This window comes from Methylobacterium sp. AC433, assembly GCF_979253015.1.
In genome coordinates, this window is record NZ_CEEDBN010000012.1 from 32,578 (window position 1) to 49,247 (window position 16,670).

At 71.4% G+C, this 16,670-nt stretch carries 16 protein-coding genes; 5 read left to right on the top strand and 11 right to left on the bottom strand.

The window, feature by feature from the left end; all coding sequences use genetic code 11:
* Nucleotides 1-188: 188 nt before the first annotated feature.
* The 8 genes from eutC to AC0IWM_RS16530 form a co-directional block, all read right to left on the bottom strand.
* Nucleotides 189-1,019: an ethanolamine ammonia-lyase subunit EutC gene (eutC, locus tag AC0IWM_RS16495; protein ID WP_471756769.1), complete on the bottom strand. Its 831-nt coding sequence runs from the start codon at nucleotides 1,017-1,019 to the stop codon at nucleotides 189-191.
* Nucleotides 1,016-2,413 (bottom strand): ethanolamine ammonia-lyase subunit EutB, encoded by a 1,398-nt coding sequence (locus AC0IWM_RS16500; RefSeq protein ID WP_471756771.1) that lies wholly within the window; start codon nucleotides 2,411-2,413, stop codon nucleotides 1,016-1,018. Before AC0IWM_RS16500 ends, eutC begins: the two co-directional genes overlap by 4 nt.
* Before the next feature lie 150 nt (nucleotides 2,414-2,563).
* Nucleotides 2,564-3,424 (bottom strand): transglutaminase-like domain-containing protein, encoded by an 861-nt coding sequence (locus AC0IWM_RS16505; protein ID WP_447678300.1) that lies wholly within the window; start codon nucleotides 3,422-3,424, stop codon nucleotides 2,564-2,566.
* 93 nt (nucleotides 3,425-3,517) lie between these two features.
* Nucleotides 3,518-4,111, bottom strand: a complete 594-nt coding sequence (locus AC0IWM_RS16510) for a LutC/YkgG family protein (RefSeq protein WP_471756773.1) — start codon at nucleotides 4,109-4,111, stop codon at nucleotides 3,518-3,520.
* The gene (locus tag AC0IWM_RS16515; protein ID WP_471756775.1) at nucleotides 4,108-5,787 is read right to left on the bottom strand and encodes a lactate utilization protein B; all 1,680 of its coding nucleotides are present in this window, start codon (nucleotides 5,785-5,787) and stop codon (nucleotides 4,108-4,110) included. The genes AC0IWM_RS16510 and AC0IWM_RS16515 overlap by 4 nt, the downstream gene beginning before the upstream one ends.
* Entirely contained in the window at nucleotides 5,784-6,527 is a 744-nt protein-coding gene (locus AC0IWM_RS16520; protein ID WP_471756777.1) for a (Fe-S)-binding protein, read from the bottom strand. Before AC0IWM_RS16520 ends, AC0IWM_RS16515 begins: the two co-directional genes overlap by 4 nt.
* Nucleotides 6,528-7,526: 999 nt before the next feature.
* The gene (locus AC0IWM_RS16525) at nucleotides 7,527-8,201 is read right to left on the bottom strand and encodes a LysE family translocator (RefSeq protein ID WP_471756779.1); all 675 of its coding nucleotides are present in this window, start codon (nucleotides 8,199-8,201) and stop codon (nucleotides 7,527-7,529) included.
* A 16-nt stretch (nucleotides 8,202-8,217) separates the two neighbouring features.
* Complete coding sequence (locus AC0IWM_RS16530; protein WP_156652910.1) at nucleotides 8,218-8,427, bottom strand: hypothetical protein; 210 nt, start codon at nucleotides 8,425-8,427, stop codon at nucleotides 8,218-8,220.
* A gap of 328 nt (nucleotides 8,428-8,755) precedes the next feature.
* On the opposite strand from AC0IWM_RS16530, the gene AC0IWM_RS16535 reads away from it, so the two are divergent.
* Complete coding sequence (locus AC0IWM_RS16535; RefSeq protein ID WP_471756781.1) at nucleotides 8,756-9,835, top strand: helix-turn-helix transcriptional regulator; 1,080 nt, start codon at nucleotides 8,756-8,758, stop codon at nucleotides 9,833-9,835.
* Here the strand turns inward: AC0IWM_RS16535 and AC0IWM_RS16540 are convergent.
* A complete protein-coding gene (locus AC0IWM_RS16540; protein ID WP_471756782.1) occupies nucleotides 9,810-10,778 on the bottom strand; it encodes a PfkB family carbohydrate kinase in 969 nt (322 codons plus the stop codon). The two genes, AC0IWM_RS16535 and AC0IWM_RS16540, sit on opposite strands and share 26 nt — an antisense overlap.
* A gap of 74 nt (nucleotides 10,779-10,852) precedes the next feature.
* Between AC0IWM_RS16540 and AC0IWM_RS16545 the strand changes: the two genes are divergently transcribed.
* On the top strand, nucleotides 10,853-11,641 hold the full coding sequence (locus AC0IWM_RS16545; RefSeq protein WP_056469947.1) for a GntR family transcriptional regulator: 789 nt from the start codon (nucleotides 10,853-10,855) through the stop codon (nucleotides 11,639-11,641).
* Nucleotides 11,642-11,652: 11 nt separating this feature from the next.
* Here the strand turns inward: AC0IWM_RS16545 and AC0IWM_RS16550 are convergent, their stop codons facing one another.
* On the bottom strand, nucleotides 11,653-12,216 hold the full coding sequence (locus tag AC0IWM_RS16550) for a TetR/AcrR family transcriptional regulator (protein ID WP_471756784.1): 564 nt from the start codon (nucleotides 12,214-12,216) through the stop codon (nucleotides 11,653-11,655).
* Nucleotides 12,217-12,323: 107 nt separating this feature from the next.
* Between AC0IWM_RS16550 and AC0IWM_RS16555 the strand changes: the two genes are divergently transcribed.
* On the top strand, nucleotides 12,324-13,730 hold the full coding sequence (locus AC0IWM_RS16555) for an amidase (RefSeq protein WP_471756786.1): 1,407 nt from the start codon (nucleotides 12,324-12,326) through the stop codon (nucleotides 13,728-13,730).
* A 311-nt stretch (nucleotides 13,731-14,041) separates the two neighbouring features.
* On the opposite strand, the gene poxB is transcribed toward AC0IWM_RS16555, so the two are convergent.
* Entirely contained in the window at nucleotides 14,042-15,802 is a 1,761-nt protein-coding gene (gene poxB, locus AC0IWM_RS16560) for a ubiquinone-dependent pyruvate dehydrogenase (RefSeq protein ID WP_471756788.1), read from the bottom strand.
* Between the two features lie 255 nt (nucleotides 15,803-16,057).
* On the opposite strand from poxB, the gene AC0IWM_RS16565 reads away from it, so the two are divergent.
* Both AC0IWM_RS16565 and AC0IWM_RS16570 read left to right on the top strand, forming a co-directional pair.
* Nucleotides 16,058-16,324 (top strand): PilZ domain-containing protein, encoded by a 267-nt coding sequence (locus AC0IWM_RS16565; protein WP_471756790.1) that lies wholly within the window; start codon nucleotides 16,058-16,060, stop codon nucleotides 16,322-16,324.
* A gap of 84 nt (nucleotides 16,325-16,408) precedes the next feature.
* Nucleotides 16,409-16,666: a PilZ domain-containing protein gene (locus tag AC0IWM_RS16570; protein WP_471756792.1), complete on the top strand. Its 258-nt coding sequence runs from the start codon at nucleotides 16,409-16,411 to the stop codon at nucleotides 16,664-16,666.
* Nucleotides 16,667-16,670: the final 4 nt, after the last annotated feature.

Below are 16,670 nucleotides of genomic sequence, written 5' to 3' on the forward strand. Positions count from 1 at the left end.
ATGCTTTCGGGGTGTTGCGACCCCGCCACAGCCACGCTTCGGCGCCCGGGACCGTCCGAACGAGCCGATGCGACGGCGGATTTCATCGCTCGGCCGCGCGTCCGGGCGGCCGGCGCCCTGCATGCCCGCCTCGGGCCGGTGGCGAGGGGCTGGCGGCGTCGGGGATTCCGCGGGCACGGATCGCCGCCTCAGGCGGGGTCCGTCTCTGCCTCCGCCTCCGCCTGCGAACCGTCGCCGAGCCGGAGCCCGCCGGGGGCCGCGTCCAGGGCCGGCCCGCTGCCGTCCTTCAGGTTCACGCCGGAGAGGCCGAGGGCGAAGGCCTGGGTCAGGAGCCAGTCGAGCTTGAACGCCGCGAGATCGTGCGAGAGCCCGGCCGGGCGCACGTTCGAGATGCAGTTGCGCTCGGCGTCCGAGCGCCCCACCCGCGGGCCGAAGGTGAGGTAGAGCCCGAGGCTGTCCGGCGAGGACAGGCCGGGCCGCTCGCCGATGATCACCACCACGGCGCGGGCCTCGAGCGCCGCGCCGATGCCGTCGCCCAGGGCCACCCGCCCCTGCGTCGCCACCACCACCGGTGCGAGGCGCCAGCCGGCGCGGTCGATGTGCGCCTTGAAGGCGGCGAGGAAGCCCGCCGCCCCCTCGTGCACGGCCCGGGCCGAGAGTCCGTCGGCGACCACGAGGGCGAGGTCGACCGGGCCCTCGTCGCGGGCGGCCAGCGCCGCGGCGCCCGCCTCCGTCAGGGCGCGGCCGAGGTCGGGCCGGCGCAGGTAGGTCGCCCGGTCCGGGGCGGCGGAGGCCACGGGAATCGTCTCGAACCCGAGGGCGGCGATGCCGGCGGCCACCGCCTCGGCGTCGAGGGGCGCGTGCACCGCGTCCCGGGCCTGGGCGTGGGCGAGGCCGAAGCGCAGCACCTCCCGGGTCGGCAGGCCGGAGCCGACCCGGCCGAGGCCGATGCGGGCGGGGGTGAGCCGGGCGAGCTGCGCCCAGGGATCGGGCGTCTCCCCGGTGCGGTCGGCGCTCATGCGGCGAGGCCCGACCGAGCGAGGCCCGGCGCGGCGGCGATGAGCCGGGCGCTCGGCCCCTCCGGCAGCAGGGCGCCGTCGGCGTCGGTGAGCCCGATCCGCGCCAGCCAGGCCTCGAATTCCGGGGCGCGCTTCAGGCCGAGCACCTCGCGCAGGTAGAGGGAGTCGTGGAACGAGGTGGACTGGTAGTTCAGCATCACGTCGTCGGCGCCGGGGACGCCCATGATGAAGTTGCAGCCGGCCGCCCCCAGCAGGGTCAGCAGGGTGTCCATGTCGTTCTGGTCGGCCTCGGCGTGGTTGGTGTAGCAGACGTCCACCCCGAGCGGCACGCCCATCAGCTTGCCGCAGAAGTGGTCCTCCAGCCCGGCCCGGATGATCTCCTTGCCGTCGTAGAGGTATTCCGGCCCGATGAAGCCCACCACCGTGTTGACCAGGAGGGGCCGGAACGGCCGCGCCACCGCGTAGGCCCGGGCCTCCAGGGTCTGCTGGTCGATGCCGTGATGCTGGCCGGCCGAGAGGGCCGAGCCCTGCCCGGTCTCGAAATACATGCAGTTGTCGCCCACCGTGCCGCGCTTCAGGGCGAGGGCCGCCTCGTGCGCCTCCCGCAGGATCGGCAGGGTGACGCCGAAGCCGGCATTGGCGCCTTCCGTGCCGGCGATCGACTGGAACACCAGGTCGACGGGCAGGCCCCGGTTCATGGCCTCGATCGTCGTGGTGACGTGGGTGAGGATGCAGCCCTGCGTCGGGATCTCCAGGCGCCGGATCAGGTCGTCGAAGAGGTGGAGCAGGCCGCTCAGGGTCGAGACGGAATCGGAGGCGGGGTTGAGGCCGATCACCGCGTCGCCGCAGCCGTAGGACAGGCCGTCGAGGATCGAGGCGGTGATGCCGGCGGCGTCGTCGGTGGGGTGGTTGGGCTGCAGCCGCACGGCCAGGCGCCCGGGGAGCCCGATGGTGTTGCGAAAGCGCGTGACCACCCGGCACTTGCGGGCCACCAGGATCAGGTCCTGGTTGCGCATGAGCTTGCAGACCGCCGCCGCGATCTCGGGCGTGACGCCGGGGGCGATGCGGGCCAGGGTCTCCGACGGGGCGGTGAGCAGGAACTCGCGGAAGTCGCCCACGGTGAGGTGGGCGATCTCCGCGAAGGCCGCCGCGTCGTGGGTGTCGAGGACGAGCCGGGTGACGTCGTCGGCCTCGTAGGGAATCAGGGGCTTTGCCAGGATCTCGCGCAAGGGGACCTCGGCGAGGCACCAGCGCGCGGCCACCTCCTCCTCGGCGGATTCGGCGGCGATGCCCGCGAGCCGGTCGCCGGACCGAACCGGCGTCGCCTTGGCCATCAGGGTCGCGAGATCGGCGAAGACGTGGGTCCGCGGACCGACGACGTGACGATAGGCCATGGCGCGATGCCCTCCCTGAACGATCCACATCGCGCCCGGGCCCGCTTCGGCAAGGCCGCGGCGGCTTCGGCAAGGCCGCGGCCGCCTCGGGCGAGCCGCCGGCGGCTTAGGAGGAGCCGCCGGCGGCTTGGGAGGAGCCGCCCCGGTCCGTCAGGCCGCGCCCGCGTGCGGGGCCGGCTCCTCGGTGGAGATCGCGTCGACGGTCCGCTGCGCCGGGCTGCCCTGCCCGTCGGCCCGCACGATGCGGATCTGCTGGTTGACGGGCTGCATGTTGCCCCAGGGCGTCGAGAAGGCGATCTCGGCGGCGTCGCGGCCGACGCCGATCCGCACGAGGCCGTCGAGGTCGGCCTGGCGCGTGGCGTCGAACAGCCACCAGCGCCCGTCGAGATAGGCCTCGAACACCGCGTGGAAGTCGCTCGGGACGAGGCCGTGGGCGTAGCAGCTGACGAAGCGGGCGGGGATGCCCAAGGCCCGGCAGAAGGCGGTGCCGATATGCGCGAAGTCGCGGCAGACGCCGGCCCGCTTCAGCAGGCTCTCGTCGGCGGTGGTCTCGCCGTCGCTGGTGCCCGGCTGGTAGGTCAGGTGGTCGTGGATCCAGTTGCAGATCGCGTTGACGCGCTGGTGGCCCTTCGGCAGGGCGCCGAACTCGGCCAGCGCGAAGGGCGTCAGCCGGTCGGAGGAGACGAAGCGGCTCGGCAGCAGGAAGGGCAGGATGTCGAGGGGCAGCTGCGCGATCGGGGTCTCGTTGATGGTCGCCGGGTCGGCCCGGTGCACGGTGAGCTCGACCTCGGCATTGTATTCCAGCGCGAACTGCCCCACCGGCACGTTGACGCCGAGATAGCGGTTCTGGAGATCGGGCGTGACGTAGATGTCGCGCTTCAGGTTCGGCGACAGGACCAGGCTTTCACTGAGGATCTCGACGCTGCGCAGGCGCGCGACTTCGAGGTTGAAGATGAAGGTCGTGTCCGAGAGGATGTTGTAGGATAGATTGCAGCCCAGTTGATAGCGCACCATCCGCTCCTTGCTGTCGGGTCCTGGCCGTCGAGTATGGCCGTCAGCATAGCAAGGATCGCGCCCGTGGGGGCAACGTCGCGAAGCGGATCCTCAGCCCCGCGGGGCCAGGATCACGGTGAGCGAGCGCACCCCCTGCGCGCCGTGGATCAGCACGCCCTCGATGTCGGCGGTGGCCGAGGGGCCGGTATGGAGCACGGCGTAGGCGGCGCGGGCGAAATCCGGGCGGCGATAGGCCGCCTGGATGTTCACCAGGATGTCGGCCGGGTCGAGGAGCACCACGAGGTGCTGGGCGAGGTAGGCGACCGCGTTCACCCGCAGCTCGGCCTGCGTGAACAGCACCGAGCCGGTCTCGGCCACCCCGAACACCGCCCGCACGATGGCGATGTCGACGTCGGCGAGGTCCTGCGGCCGGGCGACGGCGCCGAGGTCGCGGTTGCCCGCGATCTCCGGCACGGCGGAGGCGATGACCGTCGCGCCGTCCAGGCGCTCGCGCACGCTGGCGAAGAGGTCCCCGCCCGGGTTCGCCTCGGCGAGCTTGCCGCCCATGCGCTTCAGGCGTTCGCCGAACTCCGCGACGTGGTCGTCGCCGACGAGGGGCGCGAAGAGCGGCACCTCCGGCAGCGGGTGCTCGCCGGCCGGGCGGTTCCGGCGGATGCGCGCCAGGGTGGCTTCGCGGACGCTCACTTGGTTCCCTCGGTGTTCCTGCTGCCCGTCGTCTTGCCGCCCGTCGCCTTGCTGCCCGTCGCCTTGCCGCCCGCCTTCGCCATGCGGTTCTGCTTGTACCAGGCGTGGAAGGTCTGGCGCGGGGCCTCGGGCATCTCGCGGCCCTTCCCCCAGGTGTTGAGCGGGTTGTAGACGGCGAAGCGCGGCAGCACCTTGAGCGCGGAATCGGCGGCGCCGATGGCCGCGCGGTAGGTCGCCGGACGGCTCAGCACCTGGCCCGCCGCCTTCATCATGCCCTGCTTCAGGAGCGGGATCTGGTGCTCCTCGGCCAGCACCTTGCGCCAGGCGAAGATCTGCTCGTGGATGTTGATCTTCACCGGGCAGACGTTGGTGCAGCTCCCGTTCATGGTCGAGGAGAACGGCAGGGTCGAATACTTCCGCTTGTTGAAGGTCGGGTCGATGATCAGCCCGATCGGCCCCGAATAGGTGGCGCCGTAGGAGAGGCCCCCCGAGCGCCGGTAGACCGGGCAGGTGTTCATGCAGGCGCCGCAGCGGATGCATTTCAGCGAGGTCCAGAACTCCTCCATGCCGAGGCGCTCGGAGCGGCCGTTGTCCACCAGCACGTAGTGCATGGCCGAGCCAGTCCGCGGTTTGCGGAAATGCGAGGTGTACTGGGTGATGGGCGAGCCGAGCGCCGAGCGCGAGAGCAGGCGCAGGAACACGCCGAGATGCTCGATGCGCGGGATCAGCTTCTCGATGCCGATGGAGTGGATCTGGAGCTTGGGCACGTTGCCCGAGAGGTCGGCATTGCCCTCGTTGGTGCAGGTCACCACCGTGCCGGTCTCGGCGATGGCGAAGTTGCAGCCGGTCAGGCCCGCATCCGCCTCCAGGATGAGCGGGCGCGTGTGCATGCGCTGGCTCTCGGCGAGGTAGTGCGCGTCGTCGTTCTCCGGGTCGGTCCCCATGGTGCGGGAGAAGACCTCGGCCACGTCGAAGCGGGTCTTGTGCACGGCCGGCACCACCACGTGGCTCGGCTCCTCGTTGTCGAGCTGCTGGATGCGCTCGCCGAGATCCGTCTCGATCACCTCGATGCCGGTGCCGGCCATGTAGTGCCGGAAGCCGCATTCCTCGGTGAGCATCGACTTCGACTTGATCAGCGACTTCGCGCCGTGATCCTTGAGGATGCCGTGGACGATGCGGTTGTGCTCGGCCCCGTCGGCGGCCCAGTGCACGTGGACGCCGTTGGCCTTGGCCTGCGCCTCGAACGCCTCGAGGTAGCGGTCGAGATTGGCCAGGGTGTGGGTCTTGATCTGCGAGGCGAGCTCGCGCAGCTCCTCCCATTCGGGGATGCCGAAGGCGGCGGTGTCGCGCTTCGAGCGCAGGTCCCAGAGCCGGGCGTCGTGCGCCTTCTGGTGCATCGGCGCGGCGAGGAAGCGCTCGGCGGCCTCGGCCTGGTCGATGGGGCGGTCGCCGCGGATCTTGGCGCCGCGCGGCTGCGGCTCCCGGGGGGCCTTCGGGGAGATGGCTCTGGCCGAGATCGGCCGCGAGGCGCCCTCGGCATGCTGCAGGCGCTGGCCGTCCTGGCCGCGCTCGCTCTCGTCGGTCGGGGCCAGCACCTCGGGATGGATCACGCCGTCGCGGCGGGCCGCGTCGGCCGGCCGACGGTCGTCCGGACGGAGTTCGTCGGAGGCGCTCATGCGGTCGCTCCATTGAGGATGCGGGCGATGTGGATGAACTTGAGGGGCACGCCGATCCGGTCGGCGCAGCCCTTCTGGTGCATCATGCAGGAGGAATCGGCCGAGACGACGTACTCGGCCCCCGCCTGGGCGTGGTCGGAGACCTTGTCGTAGCCCATCTTGGCCGAGACGGCGGGCTCGAACACCGAGAAGGTGCCGCCGAAGCCGCAGCACTCGTCGGGCCGGGCCGGGGCCACGATCTCGATGCCCTTGACCTTCTTCAGGAGGTCGAGGGGTTTCGAGAAGAACGGCGCGTTCAATTCGGACGGGCGGGCATGGTGGATGCCCCGCAGCGCGTTGCAATTGCCGTGGTAGCCGACCCGGTGCGGGAATTCCGCCCAGGGGAATGCCTCGACCTTGAGGATGTCGTGCAGGAACTCGACGAGCTCGAAGGTCTTGGCCCGCACGGCCTTGACCTCGTCCGTCTGCGGGATCGCCGTGAGGTGCTCGCGCACCTGGTGCACGCAGGAGCCGGACGGAGCCACGACGTAGTCGAACGGGGCGAAGTTCCTGACGAACAGCGCCTCGGTGGCGGCGGCTTCCGCGTGGCAGCCGGTGTTCGTCATCGGCTGGCCGCAGCAGGTCTGGTCGAAGGGGTAGTCCACGTCGAGGCCGAAGCGCTCCAGCAACTCCAGCGTGGCGATCCCCACCTCGGGCTCGAAGGCATCGACGTAGCACGGCACGAACAGTCCGATGCGCATGGCGTTCCCTGGTCCCGCGCCCACCGGGACGCCCCGCCGGCCGCTTTGGAAATGTTCTACTCTTGGCCCGGGTTTAGAGCATCGGGTGGGAAAGGGGAAACCGGATTCGCGGGCGCGGACCCGTGGGATGATGTCCCGGCGGCTGCCGGAGCGAGCGGCCGGGTCTTCGTCGTCGGTTCCGCGCGCATCGTCTGAAACGCGTCGCGCCGGTTGCTTGCCGCCGGACTCCGCCGACATGCCTGGACCCGGGTGCACAATCGTGATCTTGCGTGATCTTGGCAGGCTGCCGATGGGCTCGTCCGACATCGGACGAGCCGTCCGCGGAGGCTCGCCGGAAGGCCTCGCCATCGGGGAAGGCGATCGAGGCGAGGACGGCTCCCGCGCCTTCGATCCGACGCGCGCCGGGGGCGACCGTCCCACTTCGATCCCCGGATCCGCATTCTCCAAGTCAATCCGTCGAGACCAAGTCGATCCGTCGAGACCGATTGCACCTCGGCCGCAATTCGGTGACGTTGGCAGCATCGATCAGGGGTCGCCGACAGATCGCTAAGAATCTCGGGACCTGCGGTGAAAACAGGTGATGCTTCCATGCCGAAGATACGTGGTCCGCTGGCGTTCCTGACGCCAGCTTTTCTATCTATGATTGCTGTACTTGTCGTCTGTGATGTCGCCGCGGCGCAAGTTCTTCAGCCCAATGTCAGGGCTCTATGCACGGAATCACAAACCCGGGAATGTGGCGCGAGCGTCATCGCGTGCCAGAGGAAATCCTGCGCGAACATACCGAGCCAGAACCAGGCGCAAGCCGAAAACTGCCAGGCCGAGTGCTTCCGGTACTACGCCAATTGCCTCAGCAACCAGGGCTGCAAGAGGTGATAACCCGCAGGCGCGTCCCGGCCGCCGCCTGCCGTCGAGGTTGCGCGGGATGGGCCGCGTCGACGGTGCGCCGCGCGCGATCCCGCCGAACGCCGCCCTCCCCTCCGACCGCCGGTGGCGCGCGGCTCAGCCCGCGGCCGGGCCCGAGGTCGGGACGGTCGGACCCGGGCCGGGGAGCGGCCGGTCCAGGCTGCCGGCCAGACCCCGGGCGAGCAGGCTCAGGGCCAGGGCGGCGAGGAGGAGGCCGGCGGCCTTGTTCATCCGTTTGAGGACCCGGCTGGTCACGCAGCCCCGGAACAGCGAGACCGCGGTGTTGAGGGTGACCCACCAGCCGAACGACCCCAGGAACACGCCCGCCACCAGCACCGGGAGCGGCGCCGCCCCGTGGGCGAGGAGGCTCGGCATGGCGGCCAGGAACAGCACGGGGGTGACCGGATTCGCCAGGGCCAGCCCGACGGCGCTGGCATAGCTCGCCGCCAGGGTGCGGCGGCCCTCGCCCGTCGCGCCCAGGACCGAGACGCTGCGCAGCACCCGGACCGCGAGGGCGAGCAGCACCGCCCCCGAGACGAGGGAGAGCAGGGCGAGATTCGACCAGGCCGTGACCAGGTCCGTGCCCCAGCCCACCACCACGGTGCCGTAGGTCAGGTGCACGGTGGCGACCCCGAGGCCGGTGGCGAGGCCGGTGGGCAGGCCGGCCGCCAGGGTGCGCTGGACGCAGAGCAGGCTCGTCGGGCCGATCGGCGCGGCGATGGACAGGCCGAGCCCCGCGCCGGCGAACAGGGCCGTGGCGATGACGCTCATGGCGCCTCGCGCGCGCTCAGTCGTCCTCGGCCCGGTCGAGGGGCGAGGCGGGGCGCCCGCCGCGCGGTTCCGCGGTCGCGTGATTCGCGTCCGGGCACCCGATCTGCGCGCGCTCCACGGCCGACGAGGCCTGCGCGCAGGCGAGGTCCGGCAGGTCGTTCAATTCGTCGGCCCGCGCGACGGTGCAGGACAGGGCGACGATGACGCTGGCGACGAGCATTCTCATGATTGTTTCCTCCCGAATGCGCGCAGTCTCGGGGGCGGCCGGAAGGCGGGCATCATCCATCCGGCGGAGGGCGCCCCCGGGGCCCCGGCAGCCGCTCCGGTCGGCGGGGAAAAACGCCGTGCCCCCAGGGCTTTGCCCGGGCGCGCCCGGCCCCCCGGAGGCCCGGCCGGCCCGACCCGCCACGCCCCGTCGCCGCGTCGGGACCGCGAGGGCCGGACCCGGCCGACCCCTTCCCGCTCACGGCATCCCCCATTTGGAGGATACCGTCGCAGGTTTTGGACTGATATTGGTCTTATCGCGATCAGCCAGATCAGCGTGGGGCGAGCCGGTGCGGGAAGCTCTTATCGACCGGATCTACGAGGCCGCGGGCACGCCCGACCTCTGGCCGGACGTCCTCCAGTGCCTCGGCGACGCGGCGAATTCGGATGGCGGCGTGCTGATGGTGCTGCCGCCCGTCGGCATGCCCCGCTGGATCGCCTCCCCGGGCCTGGAGCAGCGCCTGCGCCACCGCACGGCGGCGGCCTCCTGGCGCGGCAGCGGGCGCACGGCGCAGTGGCGCACCCTCGCCCATGCGGGCTTCATGCGCGACGTCGACCTGGTGCCGGGCTCCTATGACGGACGGCCCTGCCGGGTCGACGAGCCGTTCTGGCAGGCGGGGACGACGATCTCCCTGCCCACCGGCGACGTCGCCATCGTCACGGTCGAGCGCCGGGCCGAGACGGGACCGCACGAGCCCGCCATCCTGCCCCGGCTCGACGCCCTGCGCCCGCACCTGGTGCGCGCCTGCCAGCTCAGCGCCCAGTTCGGCTCCGAGCGGGCCCGCGTCACCACCCGGGCGCTCAACCGGATCGGGCTGCCCGCCGCGATCCTGTCGGCCTCGGGGCGGGTCCTGACCATGAATGCCCGCCTGCAGGAGCGGGAGGAGGTGCTGACCTCGGGCCAGCACGGCGGCCACGTCTTCAAGAGCCTGATCAACAGCAAGCTGCTGCAGGACGCGATCGCCAACGTCGTCGGCGGCCGGCGCTCGGTGCAGACCATGCCGGTGCGCAGCTATTCCGAGAACCGCGCCCACATCGCCCACATCCTGCGCTTCGACCGGCAGCCGGGCGACGTCTTCGACGCCTCGGCGGTGCTGCTCATCCTGGTGCAGGTGGGGGCGCGGGCGGCCCCGGACGACGGCCTCCTGAACCTCCTGTTCGACCTCACCCCGGCGGAGGCGCGCCTGCTCCAGGCGCTCGCCGGCGGCCTGCGCCTGCAGACCTACGCGGAGAGCGTGGGCGTCCAGACCAGCACGGTCCGCACCCAGCTCACCTCGATCTTCATCAAGACGGGCACCAAGCGGCAGGCGGAACTCCTGAGCATCGTCGCCTCGCTCTCGATGTTCAGCGGGCAGCCCGCGCAGTGCTGAGGGCCGGCGCGGGCCGCTGCCCGGCACCGCCCAGGAAGGCGGTCATCGCCGCGGCGGTCGGGAAGGCGTCGAAGGCCCCGAACTGACCGGTGGCGAGCGCCCCGCAGGCCGCGGCCTGCCGCAGGGCCTCCTCGACGGGTGCTTCCGCGAGGAGAGCCGCCATCAGGCCGGCCGCGAAGGCGTCGCCCGCCCCGACCGTGTCGACGGCCGCCACCGCGAAGGCCGGCCGGCGCAGGGGCGGCGCCCCGGGACGGAAGGCGATCGCGCCGCGCGCGCCCAGCGTCACCACCAGAAGTTCGAGGCCCCCGTCGATGAGCGCGGCGATGGCCGGCGTCGCGGTGCCGGCCGCGACGATGGCCTCGGGCGGCCCGAGGCCGAGCGCGGCCGCCTCGACGGCGTTGACGACGAGGATCGCGGTGTCGGCCAGGATCGCCGGGTCGAGGGCGCGCACCGGCGAGGGGTTGAGCAGGGTGCGGATGCCCCGCGCCCGGGCCAGGGCGAAGCCCTCGCGGATGGGGGCGTCGGGGGATTCGAAGGTCGCGGCCACGAGGTCCGCGCTCCGGATGCGGGCGGCGGCGGCCCGGACGTCCTCCGCCGTCAGGGCGAGGTTGGCGCCGAGGCAGACCGCGAGGCAGTTCTCGCCGGCCGGATCCACGAAGGCGACGCCGGCGCCCGTCGAGCCCGCATGCGGCACGAGCATGTCGGCCGGGAAACCGACCCGCGCGAAGGTCGAACGGACCACGGGGGAGAACACGTCCTCGCCGACGGCGAAGAGCCCGTCCACCGCGACGCCGAGCCGGTGCGCGGCCAGCGCGAGGTTGAAGCCCTTGCCGCCGGGCTCCGCCAGGAAGGCCGAGCCGCCGAGGGATTCGCCCGCCTGCGGCAGCCGCGGGACCTTGACCGAGCAGGCGATCACGAAGCTGCCGATGACGAAGACCCGCATGGAGCACCCCGAGCTGATCCGCTATAAGCATCACGACCGGAGGTCGATTGGAAGTGCGCCCCAGAAATCGGACGATGGACGGCGCGGACGGGCCGGATGCCGCCGGCGGCGACCGCCCCTCGGTGCTGTCCCTCCTGCGGCTGCGCGGCGACACCGCGATGCCCCTGTACCGGCAGATCGAGGAGCAGCTGCGGGAGCTGATCCTGTCGGGCTCGCTGCCGCCGGGGGTCATCCTGCCGGCCGAGCGCCAGCTCGCCGACAGCCTCGGCGTCAGCCGCGTCACGGTCCAGCGCGCCTATGCCGAGCTCAGCGACGACGAGCTCCTGGTGCCGCGCGGGCGCTCGGGCTTCCTGGTGCGCCGCCGCCCCGAGCCGGTGCGCCCGGGCATGGACCGCCTCAAGGGCTTCACCGAGGAGATGCGGGAACTGGGCAAGATCCCCTCCTCGCGCATCCTGGAGCGGGTGGTCACCGAGGACCGCTCGATCGCCTCGATCTTCGGCCTGCCCTCCACGGCCCCGTTCCTGCGCCTGACCCGCGTGCGCGCCGGCGACGGGGTGCCGATGTCGCGCGAGGTCGCCTGGTACAACATCCGCGCCGTGCCGGCCCTGGAGACCGGCGACCTCTCCGGCTCGGTCTACGCCTTCCTGGCCGGGCACCCGGGCGGCCGCCTCGTGCGCTGCGAGCAGACGGTGGAGGCGACCCTGCCGACGGCGGCCGAGTGCGAGATCTTCGCCTTCGCGCAGCCCCTGCCCTGCCTGCTGATCAAGCGCCACAGCTACAACCAGGACTCGGTGATGATCGAGTATGTCGAGGGCCTGTTCCGGGGCGACGCCTATCGCTACCGGCTCAACCTGAGCACGTAGGGCCGCGCGCCCTATGTCGGCAGCAGGCCCGAAGCGCGGTAGCTCCCGATCAGCGTGTCGAATTGCGAGATGTCCGAGCGGCTCCTCGCGTAGAGCTGGGCACCGGACACCGCGGCGAAGATGGCACGGGCCCGCGCTTCGCTGTCCTCGGCCGTCGTTGCCCCCGCCATGACCAGCACCTTGGCGAGCCAGGCGATGTTGACGTCGGCGAAACCTTGGGCTTCGCGCTGCACGACCTCCGGCAGGTTGGCGTATTCGGCCGACATGAAGCTGCACAGGCAGAGCCTGTTTCCGTCCGCGAGCGACCGCCGGAAGGTGCCCGGGTAGAGCCGCAGGGATTGGACCGGGTCGGAGGTCTCGGCCAGCATCGCGTCGAGTTCCGCCGCGGTATCCTCCCAGTAACGCCTCGCCACGGCCGCGCCGAGATCCGCCTTGCTGGCGAAGTGGTGGTAGATGCTCGCCGCCTTGATGCCGACGTCGGCGGCGAGGTCGCGGTAGCTCAAGCCGCCATACCCGTGCGCCTGCGCGGTCTTCCTGGCAGCGGCCAGGATCGTCTCCTTCACGTTCGTACCCATCCCCGTCTCCCCTTGGACCAAACTACCTACCGATCGTTAGTTAGGGGTTGACGGCTCGAAAATCCAGCCCTAGCTGTTGACTGCCTAACGACAGGTAGGGAACGCACATGACCCAGGACATCATCTTCTCCGACGCCACCCGACTGGCCGAGCTGATCCGGACCAAGCAGCTCTCGCCGGTCGAGGTCGTGCAGGCGCATCTCGACCGCATCGACGCCGTCGATCCGCAGGTCAACGCCATCGTCACGGTCGCGGAGGGTGCGCGCGCTGCCGCGAAGGAGGCCGAGGCGGCGGTCATGGCGGGCAAGGAACTGGGACCCCTGCACGGCGTCCCGTTCACCGTGAAGGATTCCATCGACACCGAGGGGGTCCTCACCCAGCGCGGCTCGCCCATCTTCGAGGGCCGCATCCCCGATGCCGACGCGACCAGCGTCGCCCGGCTGAAGAGGGCCGGCGGCATCCTGCTCGCCAAGACCAACCTTCCCGAATTCTCCTACTGGATCGAGAGCGACAACCTGCTCTCCGGTCGCTCGAACAATCCCTGGAACCTCGAGCGCACGCCCGGCGGGTCAAGCGGCGGCGAGTCGGCGGCCATCGCGGCGGGCATGTCGCCGCTGGGTCTCGGCACCGACCTCGCCATCTCGGTGCGCGGCCCGGCGGCCCAGACCGGTATCGTCTCGCTGAAGGCGACCCATGGGCGCGTGCCGATGACCGGCATCTGGCCTCGGGCGCCGCGCCGCTTCTGGCATGTCGGTCCGATGGCGCGCAGCATCCGCGACCTCGCCCTCGCCTTCTCACAACTGTCCGGCCCCGATGGCCTGGACGCCTTCGCGACGAGCGCGGCCTCGTCCGACGCCGGCACGGGCGCCGGGCCGGGTCGCACGCTCCGCGTCGGCTGGATGGTCGGGCCGGGCTTCGGTCCCATCGACACGGAGGTGGCGGCGACCGTCAAGGCGGCGGCCGAGGCACTCAAGGGCGAGGGTCACCGCGTGGAGGAGGTCCGCATCCCGGCGCTGGAGCGCGACTTCGCCCTCGACGTGTTCAACAAGCTCCATGTCATGGAGATGAAGCCCGCCTTCCGGGAGGCGACCGCCGGGCACGAGGACCAGATGTACACGATGGCCAGGACCATGCTGTCGCTGCCCGACACGTCGATGGAGGACTACATCGCGGCCGAGCAGGCGGCGGAGCGTCTCCGGGACGGCTATGCCACCTACTTCCGGGACTACGACGTTCTCCTGACCCCCGTGCTGCCGGTGCCGGCGCACAAGCACGGCATCAACGAGCTCGTCGTCAACGGCGAGACGGTCGACCTGACCTACCTTCAGGGGGCGACGGTGCCCCTGAACGTTACGGGCTTGCCGGGGCTGTCGATGCGCTTCGGAACCAGCCGGGAGGGCCTGCCCATCAACGTGCAACTGGTGGGCCGCTGGCAGGCGGAGGCCACGATCCTGCACGCCGCCTCGGTGCTGGAGGGCGTGAGCCCCGTCCGCGGGCTGCACCCGAGCCTCTGAGAAGGAACCGGCCGGGGAACGCTCCGCGCCCCCGGGCCTGGGCGGATGTCGAGCGGTCGAATCGGAGGAGCGGCCAACCCCCGTCCCGGGCCGATGGCCGCTCCTCCGGTTCCGCATCCCAAGACCGGATCGGCGGGAAGCCGTTCGGCTCAAGCGCGCGATCCTCAGGCTCGCGCCTGTCGGAAATGAAGGCTCCCGGCTCCACGACGACGTCCGACCCGTCGCGCCATCCCACCCGCGGGGATCGGCTCGATCTCGTCAGGCGGATCCGGGCCGTCGAAGCACGGCGCCGTCCGCGCGGCCCCGCCGCCTCACCGCAGCAGGTTGGTCTTGGCCAGGTCGAGCACGGAATCGCCCCGGCCGCTCATCACCGCGCGCAGGACGTAGAGGCTGAAGCCCTTCACCTGCTTGCCGTCGATCTTCGGGGGCATCGAGAGTTCCTGGCGGGCCACCACGCAGTCGAGGAGGGCGGGGCCGGGATGGGCCATCACCTCGCGGACCGCCGCGTCCAGCTCGGCCGGGTCCTCGACCCGGACGGCGTGGATGCCGGCGCCGCGGGCCATGGCGGCGAAGTCCGGGTTGTCGAGGGACACCCCGGTCTCGAGGTAGCCGGCGGCCTTCATCTCGAGCTCGACGAAGCCGAGGGTGCCGTTGTTGTAGACCACGATCTTGAGGGGCAGCGTCTGCTGGCGCAGGGTGAGGAGGTCGCCCATCAGCATGGCGAAGCCGCCGTCGCCGGAGAGGGACACCACCTGCCGGCCGGGATAGGCCGATTGCGCGCCGATGCCCTGCGCCATGGCGTTGGCCATCGAGCCGTGGACCCAGGAGCCGATCAGCCGGCGCCGGCCGTTCATCTTGAGGTAGCGCGCCGCCCAGATCGTCGGGGTGCCGACATCGGCCGTGAACACCGCGTCGTCGGCGGCCGCCTCGCTGACGAGCTTCGTCAGGTATTGCGGGTGGATCGGTTGCTTGGCCGACTTGCGGCCGAACCAGCCCGTCGCCGGCGCGCCCGTGGCGAGGTCGTCGAGGTCCTCCCGCGCCTTGGCGTAGTGCTTCAGGGCCGCGTCGAGATGCTTGCGCTCGGCCTTGTGGGTGAGCTTGGGCAGCAGCGCCCGGATGGTGTCGTCGACGTGGCCGACGAGGCCGAGGTCGAGCCTGCACCGGCGCCCGAGCTGCTCCGGGCGGATGTCGACTTGGGCGATCTTGGCGTCCTGCGGGTAGAACTGCCGGTAGGGAAAGTCGGTGCCCAGCATCAGCAGGGTGTCGCAGGACATCATCGCGGCATAGCCCGACGGGAAGCCGATCAGCCCGGTCATGCCGACATCGTAGGGGTTGTCGTACTCGACCACGTCCTTGCCGCCCAGCGCATGGACGATCGGGCTCTTGAGGGCCTCGGCGAGCCGGAGCAGCTCGGCATGGGCGCCCGCGCAGCCGCGCCCGCACAGGAGGGTGATCCGCTCCGAGCCGTTGAGCAGTTCGGCGAGCGCGTCGAGCTCGGTCTCGGCCGGGCGCACCACGGGCCGGGGCGGGATCAGCCCGGCATTGGGGGCGACCCCGCGGGTCGGCGCATCCATCAGGGCGACGTCGCCCGGGACGATCACCACGGCCACCCCGGAGAGGCCGATCGCCGCCCGCATGGCGTTCTCCAGCACCTGCGGCAGCTGGGAGGCGTCGCCCACCATCTCGCAATAGTGGCTGCACTCGCGGAACAGCTCGCCCGGATGGGTCTCCTGGAAGTAGCCCGAGCCGATCTCGGACGAGGGGATATGCGCCGCGATGGCCAGCACCGGGGTGCGGGTGCGGTGGCAATCGTAGAGGCCGTTGATGAGGTGGACGTGCCCCGGCCCGCAGGACCCGGCGCAGACCGCGAGCTTGCCCGACAGCTGGCTGTCGGCCCCCGCCGCGAAGGCCGCCACCTCCTCGTGCCGGACATGGACCCAGTCAATGGTGCCCCGCGCCCGCAGCGACTCGGTCAGCGCGTTCAGGCTGTCGCCGACGATGCCGTAGATCCGCTGGACGCCGGCCTGGTCGAGGGTGTCGACGATGAGGTCCGCGACGGTGACGATCTTCATGGCGCTCGGCTCCGGTTGTCCCCCTGCCGAACCGGTCGTCCTGCGGCCCGGTTCCAGCCGAGGGTTGTGCTCCGCGCGCATCTGTCATCCGGCAGCACGGGGACGGCGCGACCTCGACGCGACCCCGGCGTCTACGCCGCCTTTGCCGATCCCGGATTTTTTCGTGGGTGCCGACAATTTGAGCAACCGGGTTAGGCGCTCCTTGCTGCGCGCCAGCGGATCCTGCCCCGTCAGACCCGCCTCGGGACCCATTCCATGCAAGCAACCCTGCAAGCGCCCCCCTCGGAGCGCCGTGCCGAACCCCGTTTCCGATCCGACGAGACCGGCAGCATCACCGTCGACGAGCACACCGAGATCGCCTGTCTGGTGCATGATTTCTCGCTCGGCGGCGTCAAGATCACCCTGCCGGATGCCGCTCTCGTGCCGACCACCTTCCTGCTCACGGCCCCTCCCCTCGATGGCGTGAAGGTTTGCAGCATCGTCTGGCGCACCGATGAGATGATCGGCGCACAATTCCGATGATGTCCCACGGTCCGGTCCGCGATACCGAGTCGTAACCACTTCGACCCTACGAACGGCCGACCCGAAACATCACGGCGCCGAGCGATGGAAGAGAGACGATCCGAGCCCCGCGCCCGCACGTTGCTGGCGGGCAAGATCGCGTTGGACGGCGGCGGCGTCATCGACTGCACGCTGCGCAACCGCTCGCCCTCCGGCGCCCGCCTGCGGGTCGCGAGCGTCGTCGGGATCCCGGACCGCTTCACCCTGCTGCTGGAGCCGCAGGGCGAGCGGCACCCGGCCCGGGTCGCCTGGCGCAAGCTCGGCGAGATCGGCGTCCGGTTCGTGGACGAGACGGCGTCCTGAAGGG